Below are 11754 nucleotides of genomic sequence, written 5' to 3'. Positions count from 1 at the left end.
GTCCGCTCGAAATGACGATCAAATCAAGAAAAACCCTCTGCAATTAATTTTGAAGAGGGTTTTTATACATTTTACTGAAACCGACAAACACAACATTAAGTCAAATAAACCTGATTGACGGGAAAAGCTCCCGATTTTTCATCGGGACTTGTACCAAAAAGCAGGACCATAATAACCGATTAGCACCACAATTGCTTTCCAAAAAAGCTATTATTGCTCTATAAGCTATAAATGATTATTTCAACTTACTCAAAGCCGTTTTAATTCTTGGCAACATGTCTTTAATATCCTGCAAGGTACAAGCACCAACTGACGCCCTGAACCATGGCATGCTATCTTCATTTCCGAAAGCAGAGAACGGAACCAATGCTGCCCCGGCTTCTTTGATCAGATAGAAATTTACATCGGCACTGTCTTTTAAAAGCTGACCATCTTCAGTTGTTTTTCCGATGTAATCGATTTTAATGGTTAAATAAATAGCGCCCATTGGCTCAACGGCATCAACACTAAAACCTTCCGCTTTTAATTCGTTAAAGCCATTGTAAAGTGCGTTTAAGCTATCCTGGATTTTGCCTTTAAAGCTGGTTAAAAACGCATCAACCTGTGCCTTATCATTAAAATAGTTCGACATGGCTACCTGCTCTGCTTTTGGTGCCCAGGCACCCATATGGCCAACCAAGGCTTTCATTCTATTGATAATGTCTTCAGGACCGAACCCCCACCCAACACGTACGCCAGTTGCCGCCAAACACTTCGAACTGCCATCCACAAAAATGGTAAATGGTCTCATTTCCGGACGTAAAGAAACCGGATTTACATGCTCTTTTCCAAAAGTTAAAAGCGAATAAATCTGATCATACATCATGTAAAGTGGCTTTTCGTCAGCTCCACGTGAGGCGTTTTCTTCTAAAACGGCATCACAGATTTCCGCTAATGAATCTGCATCAAACATCGTTCCCGTCGGATTTAGAGGTGAACACAAAGCCAATAACGTTGCACCTTTTAAATGCGGTTTTAACTGTGCAGCTGTCGGCATAAAATTATGTGCAGCATCTGTTTCTACAGCAATTGTTTTTGCCGAAGTTAAATGCGAATAGTGGTTGTTGTTCCAGGATGGCGCAGGAAAAACCACAGTATTACCCGGATCGATCAAAGCCAGATAAGTAGCGTAGATCAGAGGACGGGATCCACCGGAAACTAAAATGCTATTGGTGTTGTACTCTAAACCAAATCTTTCTTTTAATAATTCTGAAACCGTTTCGCGCAAAGGCAAAACACCATCAGCAGGTGGATAATTGGTTTGATTGGCATTATAAGCATCAACAATTCCAGCTTTTAATTCAGTTGGGATTGGGTAAATATTTGCATCAAAATCACCTATGGTTAAGTTGGCGATTGAAGCACCTTTGCGCTTCATTTCGTTAACCTCGTTACCAATTTTTATAATTTCTGAGCCAATTAATGAACTGGCTAATACTGAAACTTTCATCTGTTTATATTTTGTTTCTATGGTGATAAAGCTATCATGACTTAGCGGTTACTCCATTGTGGAAAATCATGATCGTTTTATATTTATATATTGAATGCTATTCTTCCGATTTATAATGCTTTAATTATTTTTTGAAGTTCTCTTTTATCAATACTACTTTCTTCTGATTTATCGTAAAGGGTCAACATATTGATAATTGTACCATCTGGAGTACTTGAAACTAAATATGTTATTATCCTAAATCCTCCACTTTTACCCTTTCCTTTGCTTTTTACAGCAAGTCTAATTTTGTATAAACCTGCACCAAGATCATTGCCTTGCTGTGGATTTTCTAGAAGTTTTTCTTCTAATTCGTAGAGATCATCGACTAAAGAAAGATATTTCTTTTTATATACTTTGGCCTTTTTGATGAAAACATCTGAATAAATAACCTCATTAGCCATTAAATATCTTTTAAGCTTAAGGGCTTCCGTTTTCCTTGCTGCATTTCCTTAATTTCTTTTAAAGCCTGAACAATTTCGGAGGTAATTTGACTAGTTGGTTCTACCTTAACTTTAGCCCCAATCTTGCTAAGGAACTCTTTTACGAACCCTGCATCTTTATCCTTAATTTCTATCGTTAAAGTTGTCATAATTACAAAATTAGCAAATTTTTATTTAACCAAATCTTCAATCGCTTTATTCACTTTTCCGAAGCCAAATTGCGACAGAACATCCTGCATTGCTGCAGAAATTTGTGCGTTACAAAGGTTGCCTATGCTTCCCTCGTGTGTATGATGTATTTGGCCAGAAGGTGCAAAAGTACTATTTTCTATCTGCTCACCAACAATTTTATAAGCCTCTCTAAACGGAACACCTTGTAAAGCCAGATCGTTCACTACTTCAACGCTAAACAGGTAGTCATATTTTTTATCTTTCAAAATATCATTCTTTATCGTGATGTTCTGAAACATAAAAGTGGCGATCTCTAAACATTCGTTCAGGGAGGTAATCGCTGGGAAAAGATTTTCTTTTAGCAATTGTAAATCACGGTGATAACCCGATGGCAAATTGGTAATCATCATGGCAATTTCGTTTGGCAAAGCCTGGATTTTATTGCAACGTGAGCGGATCAATTCAAAAACATCAGGATTTTTCTTGTGCGGCATAATGCTCGAACCTGTAGTGAGTTCTGCCGGAAAACTAATAAAACCAAAATTCTGATTGATGAACAAACATACATCCATCGCCATTTTAGCTAAGGTAGCAGCCACTGCCGACATCGCCTGTGCTAAAATTCTTTCCGTTTTACCTCTACCCATCTGCGCATAAACCACATTATAATTTAAGCTTTCAAAACCCAATAATTCAGTTGTTAAAGTTCTGTTTAATGGAAATGAAGAACCATAACCTGCTGCAGAACCCAATGGGTTTTTATTGCAGATTTTCCAGGCAGCCAACATCAGTTCCATATCGTCGGCAAGGCTCTCTGCATAAGCACCAAACCATAAACCAAAAGAAGATGGCATAGCAATCTGCAAATGCGTATAACCCGGCATCAATTTATCTTTGTGCGTATTGCTCAGCTCAATTAATTGGTTAAATAAGGTTGAAGTTTGATTCACCATATCTTCGATACAGGCCCTGAAGAACAATTTCAAATCAACCAACACCTGATCATTACGTGATCTCCCACTGTGGATCTTTTTACCTGCTTCTCCAATACGCTGGGTAAGCAGCCACTCTACCTGCGAGTGCACATCTTCCACACTGTTTTCGATGGTAAAATTACCAGCTTCAATTTCTGCATAAATATTTTTCAATTCTTGCTGAACTGTTTTCAATTCTTCGGCGGTTAGCAAATTAATGGTTTCCAACATTTGAGTATGCGCCAAAGAGCCCAATACATCAAATTTTGCCATTTGCAAATCCAATTCACGGTCTTTACCAACTGTAAAACTTTCTACAAACTGATTTACATCTATATTTTTTTGCCAGATTTTCATTCTTATGATTGCTGTTTTTATACCTGCACAAAGGCAGTTGAAATACCCGCAAAAGTACAATAAATAGATTAGAATTAGGAATGAGATTAGCCTATAACTCACATATAAAGGTCAATAAACTCAATTTCATTTGGCGCCCCATAATTCTTGGTTAAAAGCTTATTTTCGTGCCAGCGGACCGGTTGAAGGACATTTAAAGATGCCGATCAGAAAAACCAATATACATTAAGCCGCAACTACCCAATTGGCGCAACGGCCGATAGCATCGCGTTTTCATACGATTGGTGGAGTAACGGGATAAACCGCTTGAATATGGAAAAACACTTAGAAGCAAGGGCTTTTGATGGCGGCGAAGAGAATTAATTAAAAGCATAATAACAAAAATGGCGCTTCAGATCTGGAACGCCATTTTTGTCATTTTAAAAGCGATAACCTATCCGCAAATGTAGGTTTAATGCCAAATCATTTTCATCCTTTAGGTAACCAGCACTTTTTGCAAAAATCCTTCTGTAACCTAAACCAATACCGGTTTCATAATTAATATGTTTACCAATGTTCCGCCTCATTCCCCAGGTGGGCACAATCGATAAATCACTTATGATACTGATATTTTCGTAATTTGAAATCACAAACCAATCAGGATGATAACTTGTTTTTAACGAAAGGAAATTGCCGCTATTGCCATCAATTCTCTTCGATTTTGATTTCCTTTTATTCAAATTAAAATACCATCTCGGTTCGGCAGTAATTACCGGTGTAAAAACATAACCTGTTTTATCATAAAAAGAACCGCCCCATATTCCGCTATCAAAACCAAGTTCAGCTCTTAAGGCAATCTGGTTCGATAATCTTAACTCATTATGTACCCATACACCCAAAAACCCAACCTGAGCACCAAAAACTGATTTTTCGACACTTGAATCCTGGGCTTCTGCAGTTTTAAAGAATAAAAACAGAGATAAAATGAGGAGCGTTTTTTTCATGAATATTTGATGTGTTATAAAATTATTTACCGTTGATTACGGGTTTCAGCATGTTTACGTATCCTGCTACACCTTCTGCAACCTCACGCACGTATAAAAATTCGTCAGCCATATGCGAGCGACCAGAAAAACCAGGGCCACATTTTACTGAGGGAATATCTAACAAAGCCTGATCGGACGTAGTTGGTGAGCCATAGGTTGTTCTTCCAAGTGCAACACCAGCTTGAACAACCGGGTGGTTTTTATCAATTGATGATGGTTTTAAACGAATAGAACGTGGCGTAACATCACAATCAACATTTGCCCTGATAATTTCTAAAACCTCTTCATTGGTATAAGCATCTGTAACCCGAACATCAACTGTGAAAGTACAATTTGCCGGCACAACATTGTGCTGCGAACCTGCATTAATAATGGTAACCGTCATTTTCAACGGACCGAAAACATCCGATACTTTTGGGAACTGATAATTTCTAAACCATTCAATGTCTTTTAAAGCTTTGTAAATGGCATTCTCTCCTTCTTCGCGGGCGGCATGACCAGCTTTACCGTGAGATACGCAATCTAACACCAACAAACCACGTTCGGCAATGGCCAAATTCATTTCGGTTGGCTCGCCAACGATTCCGAATTCAAGTTCACCTAAATCTGGCAGAACAAGCTCTAAACCATTATTGCCAGAAATTTCTTCTTCAGCAGTTGCAGCCAAACAGATGTTATATTTTAAATCCTCTTGTTCGTAATAATATAAAAATGTCCCAATCAGCGAAACCAAACATCCTCCTGCATCATTACTGCCTAAACCAAAAAGTTTATCACCTTCAATTGCAGCGTCGTACGGATCGCGTGTATAACCAGAATTTGGCTTAACCGTATCATGGTGCGAGTTCAGCAATAGCGTTGGTTTACTCGCATCAAAATGTTTGTTATAGGCCCAAACATTGTTCATCTTACGTTGGGTTTTAATGCCTCTCTCTTCCAAAAACTGAGCGATTAAATTCGCAGTTCGGTCTTCCTCTTTACTAAAAGACTGGATGCGAATTAACTGCCGCAATAAATCCAGACTTTCTTTTTGTATATTTTCTAGTAACATAGTATCAAGTTGTTGGTATCACGTATCCAGACAAATTAGATCTAGAATAACATTGCCAACCTTTTATTTTGCTTTCAGCTTCGTTCTTTTGGACTTTTAGCTTTCTTTCGTGTATAAATTCCCTGCTTTTAAAGCTGAAAGTTTAATACCTTTTATTAATGAAGAACTAAAACCATTATGCTCCATTTCGTTTAAGCCGGCAATGGTACAACCTTTCGGCGAAGTTACCTTATCTATTTCTGATTCTGGGTGTGTTCCATGCAATAAAAGTAAATCGGCTGCTCCTTTTGCGGTTTGAACGGCCATTTTCAAAGCCTCATCGGCATGGAAACCAATTTCGACGCCACCTTGCGATGCCGCTCTGATTGCCCTTAAGAAAAACGCGATCCCACAAGCGCATAATGCTGTTGCAGAAGTCATTAAGTCTTCATTTATCTTTACAACCGAGCCAACTGTTTCAAACATTTTGGTCACGTCTGCAATATTTTCAGCCGATGCGTTATCGCTCGCCATACAGGTCATAGATTGTCCGATGGCAATTGCCGTATTCGGCATTACACGGATCACTTCAACGTTTTCACCCAATTTTTCTCTAACCGCAGCGCAGCTTACCCCCGAAATTACCGAAATAACCAAATGTTTCGTAGCATCTATCGAAGCGTTAATTTCATCAAGAACCGTATTCAATTGTTGCGGTAGAACAGCTAAAATCACAACATCCGCATTTTCAACGGTTTGTTTATTGTTGTTGCTGATGTTAAAACCAGCTTCTGCAAAAGATTTTAAGTGGTCGATATTTCTTCGGGTAAGCGTAATGTCGGCTGCCTGAGCAAAGTTGGCCTTCACCAAACCTTTTGCTAAAGATAAACCGATGTTTCCGCTCCCAATTATGGCTATTTTTTTCATGATTACTATTTTTCCTGCGGGTTGATTACACAGATGATTTGATTACACAGATTTATATTTTTATTGAAAAGCAATTTCAGTAATGCTATTGATGTTCAGTCCTGCTATCCGTTACAAGTCCCGATGAAAAATCGGGTGCTTTTCACTACTATCAGGTTTAGTTTGCCAAAGCAGTAGTTAATCGGTTTGTTTTTCATGCCAGTGCAAAATTCCTCACTACTATTTCACAAGGGTATTAGGTTAATAATTCTTTGTGTGCTTCGTGCCTTAATGGTTAATAGGCTTAAAAAATATTTCTAGGCACCTCGCTAATACCTTCCGCCTTTCTACCCTCCACCTTTATTTCAGCATCTTGGTTCCAAAAGTTCCTTCTGCAAGTTCAGAAAGTTCGTCGGCTTTACCGATGTATACTGCCGAAACTCCTTTTTTAATGGCTTCAAAAGCGGTGTGTAATTTGGGGATCATCCCACCCTGCACCGTTCCATCTGCTTTTAAACTTTCAAATTCATCAGCTTTGATCTCCCTGACAACAGATTCATCATCGTTCACATCTTTAAGTACACCTTTTTTCTCAAAGCAATATACCAAACGTGTTTCATATATAGCAGACATGGCCACCGCAACAGAAGATGCAATGGTATCGGCATTGGTATTTAAAAGTTGTGTAGCGCCGTCGTGTGTAATGGCACATAAAACCGGAACCAATCCGGCTTTCAGCAAACTATCTAAAGTTGTTGAAGAAACTGAATTTTCGTCCAAGTCGCCTACAAATCCATAATCAATTACGGCTCCTGCCATTGGTCCACCTTCAGCACCGTAAGTTTTGGCACTAACCGGCCGTTTTTTTGCTTTGATCACATTACCGTCAGCTCCGCTTAAACCGATAGCGTTACTACCTTTGGCTTGCAGTTGGGCAACCATATTTTTATTGATCAAACCGGCATACACCATCGTAACAATACGCAGTGTTTCGATATCGGTAATTCTTCTTCCTTCAACCATTTTTGCTTCGATGCCTAACGATTCACCAAGCTCGGTTGCAATTTTACCGCCGCCATGAACCAGAATTTTATCTCCAGGCAATGCAGTAAAGTCAAGCAAAAACTGATGCAGGTTTTCTGAATTATCGATTACGTTTCCGCCGATTTTTATGATAGTGAGTTGTTTCATATTTTATTCTTACCATGGTTCGTGTCTCCACGAGCTATATTAACAGTTTTGTTCCACCATATTAATAATTCCAGTTCGTGAAGACACGAACCGAGGCGTATGAGTTTAACTGACGTTCAAGTTCTCTTTTTGATAGCCTTTCACTCAAACATTGATTAAGGTAAAATAATTTCTCCTCACTTGTTTTTGTTTTAGCTAAAATCAATAATTGATTGGTCCAGCTAATTTGTGTCATCAGTGTTGTCACTATTTCCTTATTACTAGAAACTTCATAAAATTGTCTCATTCTATAAAGTCCACGACGGTTAAATCCTTTTAATAAAGGTTGCCTCTCGGCAATGTAACTTGCTAAATCATTTACAGTTCCATCACCCCATTTGCCATTGGCAACTTTTTCGGAAACTATTTGACCAACATTAAAATATAACATTACTAATTCTGCATTTGCCTTACTGTAAACCCTATTCCGGGCTTCAGTAATAAGCAAAATGATCTGTTCAAAATCTGATGTTATACTTTTTATTGGCTTATTCATTTAGTAATAATGATCTACAATCCTTCCAGTATAGCTTTAATTACTGCCTGCGCAGCCCATAAGCGGTTACCAGCTTCATGAATAACCAATGAGTTTGGTCCGTCTAAAATCTCCGATGATAATTCTAAATCGCGACGAACCGGTAAACAGTGCATTACTTTAGCATCGTTGGTAAACTTCAATTTTTCGTTGTTCATCATCCAGCCATCAGGGTAAGTCAATACCTTTCCGTATTCTTTGTAACTGCTCCAGTTTTTCACGTACACATAATCAGCACCAGTCAGAGCTTCTTCTAAATGATATTGAATAGCTGCATTTGGTGTAAAATCTGTTGAGAGTTCATAACCCTCCGGTTGGGCAATCGTAAAATCAATCATGCCTTCTTCCTGAGCCTTACACATCCACTCTGCAAAAGAATTTGGTACCGCCTGAGGCAGAGCTTTAACATGGGGCGCCCAGGCTAAAACTACTTTGGGTTTACGACCGTTGGGTTGCTTTGTCCATGTTTCGTGAATCGTAATAATATCGGCAAAACTTTGCAAAGGGTGGCGTGTTGCACTTTCTAAACTCACTACAGGTACAGCGCAATACTTCACGAACTTATTAAAGAAATCTTCACTATAATCCTCTTCACGGTTATTCAGTTTCGGAAAAGAGCGTAAGCCTAAAATATCGCAATATTGGCCCATTACGGCAGCCGCTTCACGGATATGTTCAACAGTTGAGCCATTCATCACCACACCATCCTGCGTTTCTAATGCCCAACCTTCTTTATCCATGTTCATTACCATCACATTCATACCTAAATTTAAGGCCGCTTTTTGTGTGCTTAACCGGGTACGCAAACTAGGATTCATAAAAACCAAACCTAAGGTTTTGTTCTTACCTAAATCTTGATGCGCATAAGGATTCGCTTTTAACGCAAGTGCATCATTTACAAACTGTTTGATGCTTGGAACATCGTGTACGGAAGTGAAAAGTTTCATTTTTTAAAGCTTAAAAGATGCTTCGACAGGCTCAGCATGACAATATCTATTTTACTAATTTTCTAAAGGCTGCCAAAAACTCGTCAGCATGTGCTTTTGTTAAATTTAAAGCAGGCAATAAACGGATTACGTTAGGTTTAGCCTCGCCTGTAAAAATATGGTGTGTAAACAACAATTCTTTTTTAACATGAGCCAGTTCTGCTGGTAATTCGATGCCGATCATCAATCCACGGCCACGAACTTCTACCACCTGCTCAAATTTTTTCAATTCGGCAATTAAGTAATTTCCAATCTCTTCTGCATTTGCCATGAGGTTTTCTTGTTGCATCACTTCCAAAACCGCTAAGGCCGCAGCACAGGCCAAATGGTTACCACCAAAAGTTGTACCCAACTCACCATGCCAAGGTTTAAATTTAGGTGCAATAGAAATCCCTGCTACCGGAAATCCATTCCCCATACCCTTTGCCATAGTATACACATCTGCTTCAACACCAGCATAATCGTGCGAGTAAAAAGTACCTGTTCTCCCATAACCGCATTGAACTGAATCGGCAATATAAACCGCATTATATTCATCGCAAAGTGAACGGATTTTTTGCAAGAAACTTTTTGAAGCTTCTTTAATGCCGCCAACACCCTGGATACCTTCTATAATTACAGCAGAAATTTCATTACCCTGCGCTTTGAAAGTTTCTTCTAAAGCAACTTCATTATTAAAAGGCAAAAAGATAACATTTTCGGTTTGGTTAACGGGTGCTACAATTTTAGGATTATCCGTTACCGCAACAGCTAGAGAGGTTCGTCCGTGGAAAGCGCCTGTAAAAGCAATTACTTTTTTTCTTCCATTGTAAAAAGAAGCAAGTTTTAAAGCATTTTCATTGGCCTCAGCACCAGAATTACATAAAAAGAGCTGAAAATCTTTTTTACCAGAAACCGTTCCCAACAATTCTGCAAGCTGAACCTGCAAGGGAATTTTTACTGAATTGGAATAAAAACCAACTTTATTCAATTGATCTGTCAAGCGGTTTACGTAATGTGGATTGGTATGGCCAATAGAAATTACAGCATGACCGCCATATAAATCTAAATATTGTTGTTCGTTGGCATCCCAAACATTACTGCCTGCTGCTTTGGTTATTTCTATATCGTTAAGTGGGTAAACGTCGAATAGTTGCATATTTTTGAGGTATAAGGTTTGAGGTGTAGGGTTTAAGGTTTTTTCCCACCACTTCTCAAAAATTTTAAAAATGAAATTAGCATTGCCCTAACTTCGTTAATTGATTTGTTTACTTTTAAATAATCATCTTCGCTTATATGCTTTAATCCAGAAGCACATAAACAGCAATAATCTATCTCGTTTGCGGAACCTAAAGCATTATCAAGAAAATGTGCAAAATCCTTATCTGTAAATCTCCCACATCCTTCAACTATGTTCAAGGGAATAGATAATGAAGCTCTGGTGAGTTGTGAGGTCAATTCAAACCGCTCTTCTTTTGGAAATTGAGCTGCAATATTTTTTTTGATGAACATATTTAGCTCATGTGCTTTTTTCCAAACGTCAAGTTTTTTATAATCTCTCATGCTTTTTACCTTACGCCTTAAACCTTACACCCTCCACCGTAATTAAAAATTTGCTGCCTTTAATTTAAGTCCGGCTGTTTCCTCAAGACCAAACATTAAGTTCATATTTTGAACTGCCTGTCCGCTGGCACCTTTAAGCAGGTTGTCAATAATGCTGATGATAAACAATTTACCACCATGTTTTTCTATATGAACAAGTGCTTTATTGGTATTTACTACTTGTTTTAAATCGATATTTTTCCAAGTCACATGCGTGAAAGGATGATTGCTATAATATTCTTCGTAGATGTTTTGTGCTTCTTCCAAACTTAAATCGCTTTCCAGATACATGGCGGCTAAAATACCCCTGGTGAATGCCCCACGTTGTGGGATAAAATTTAAAGCTTCAGAAAGCGAAGGCTGCAATTGCAACAAACTCTCACTGATTTCATTCAAATGTTGGTGTTCAAATGCTTTATATATCGAAAGATTATTGTTTCTCCAGCTAAAATGCGAGGTGGTAGATAAGCTCTGTCCCGCGCCCGTAGATCCGGTAGTTGCATTGATATGAACTTCATTTTTGATCAAACCTTTTGATGCAAGTGGCAACAAACCCAATTGGATGCAAGTTGCAAAACAACCTGGATTGGCAATATTTTTAGCCGATTTAATTTGATCACGGTTCAGTTCCGGTAATCCATAAACGAACGCACGGTTTTCGAAGGTAGATTTTTCGTGCAACCTGAAATCCTGTGATAAATCGATGATCTTAATGTTCTCACTGATTGGATTGGCGGTTAAAAATTTTTTCGCATCGCCATGGCCAACACAAAGAAAAAGTACATCGATATCCTGTGGAATATCACTTACAAATTTCAAATCCGTATCGCCGATCAGGTCAGTATGTACATCAGAAATTAAGTTCCCGGCATTACTAGTACTGTTTACAAAAGCAATTTCAACATTTGGGTGATTAACCAAAATGCGTAACATTTCGCCTCCTGTATAACCTGCTCCACCAATTATTCCTGCTTTAATTTTGTTCATC

General features: G+C 38.5%; 13 protein-coding genes. All 13 read right to left on the bottom strand.

What is annotated here, in order from left to right; all coding sequences use genetic code 11:
* Positions 1-235: 235 nt before the first annotated feature.
* The gene (locus R2S57_RS25765; protein ID WP_316847799.1) at positions 236-1489 is read right to left on the bottom strand and encodes a pyridoxal phosphate-dependent aminotransferase; all 1254 of its coding nucleotides are present in this window, start codon (positions 1487-1489) and stop codon (positions 236-238) included.
* Between the two features lie 110 nt (positions 1490-1599).
* Positions 1600-1932: a type II toxin-antitoxin system RelE/ParE family toxin gene (locus R2S57_RS25760; protein ID WP_316847798.1), complete on the bottom strand. Its 333-nt coding sequence runs from the start codon at positions 1930-1932 to the stop codon at positions 1600-1602.
* Positions 1932-2120 carry a hypothetical protein gene (locus R2S57_RS25755; protein WP_184465490.1) on the bottom strand — a complete coding sequence of 63 codons (189 nt, stop codon included), beginning with the start codon at positions 2118-2120 and terminating at the stop codon, positions 1932-1934. Before R2S57_RS25755 ends, R2S57_RS25760 begins: the two co-directional genes overlap by 1 nt.
* A gap of 21 nt (positions 2121-2141) precedes the next feature.
* On the bottom strand, positions 2142-3473 hold the full coding sequence (gene argH, locus R2S57_RS25750) for an argininosuccinate lyase (protein WP_316847797.1): 1332 nt from the start codon (positions 3471-3473) through the stop codon (positions 2142-2144).
* Positions 3474-3892: 419 nt separating this feature from the next.
* Positions 3893-4456 (bottom strand): hypothetical protein, encoded by a 564-nt coding sequence (locus tag R2S57_RS25745; RefSeq protein ID WP_316847796.1) that lies wholly within the window; start codon positions 4454-4456, stop codon positions 3893-3895.
* Positions 4457-4478: 22 nt separating this feature from the next.
* Positions 4479-5549: a M20 family metallo-hydrolase gene (locus R2S57_RS25740; protein ID WP_316847795.1), complete on the bottom strand. Its 1071-nt coding sequence runs from the start codon at positions 5547-5549 to the stop codon at positions 4479-4481.
* A gap of 96 nt (positions 5550-5645) precedes the next feature.
* Positions 5646-6455: a pyrroline-5-carboxylate reductase gene (gene proC / locus R2S57_RS25735; RefSeq protein ID WP_316847794.1), complete on the bottom strand. Its 810-nt coding sequence runs from the start codon at positions 6453-6455 to the stop codon at positions 5646-5648.
* A 339-nt stretch (positions 6456-6794) separates the two neighbouring features.
* The gene (gene argB, locus R2S57_RS25730) at positions 6795-7625 is read right to left on the bottom strand and encodes an acetylglutamate kinase (RefSeq protein WP_316847793.1); all 831 of its coding nucleotides are present in this window, start codon (positions 7623-7625) and stop codon (positions 6795-6797) included.
* Between the two features lie 61 nt (positions 7626-7686).
* A complete protein-coding gene (locus tag R2S57_RS25725; protein WP_316847792.1) occupies positions 7687-8160 on the bottom strand; it encodes a DUF1016 N-terminal domain-containing protein in 474 nt (157 codons plus the stop codon).
* 14 nt (positions 8161-8174) lie between these two features.
* Positions 8175-9146 (bottom strand): acetylornithine carbamoyltransferase, encoded by a 972-nt coding sequence (locus R2S57_RS25720; RefSeq protein WP_316847791.1) that lies wholly within the window; start codon positions 9144-9146, stop codon positions 8175-8177.
* Between the two features lie 46 nt (positions 9147-9192).
* On the bottom strand, positions 9193-10323 hold the full coding sequence (locus R2S57_RS25715) for an aspartate aminotransferase family protein (protein WP_316847790.1): 1131 nt from the start codon (positions 10321-10323) through the stop codon (positions 9193-9195).
* A 32-nt stretch (positions 10324-10355) separates the two neighbouring features.
* A complete protein-coding gene (locus R2S57_RS25710) occupies positions 10356-10727 on the bottom strand; it encodes a four helix bundle protein (protein WP_316847789.1) in 372 nt (123 codons plus the stop codon).
* A gap of 42 nt (positions 10728-10769) precedes the next feature.
* Complete coding sequence (gene argC / locus R2S57_RS25705) at positions 10770-11753, bottom strand: N-acetyl-gamma-glutamyl-phosphate reductase (RefSeq protein WP_316847788.1); 984 nt, start codon at positions 11751-11753, stop codon at positions 10770-10772.
* Position 11754: the final 1 nt, after the last annotated feature.

It is taken from the genome of Pedobacter psychrodurus (genome assembly GCF_032678585.1).
Classification (GTDB): domain Bacteria; phylum Bacteroidota; class Bacteroidia; order Sphingobacteriales; family Sphingobacteriaceae; genus Pedobacter; species Pedobacter psychrodurus_A.
This window is presented reverse-complemented; position numbering and strand designations above follow the sequence as displayed.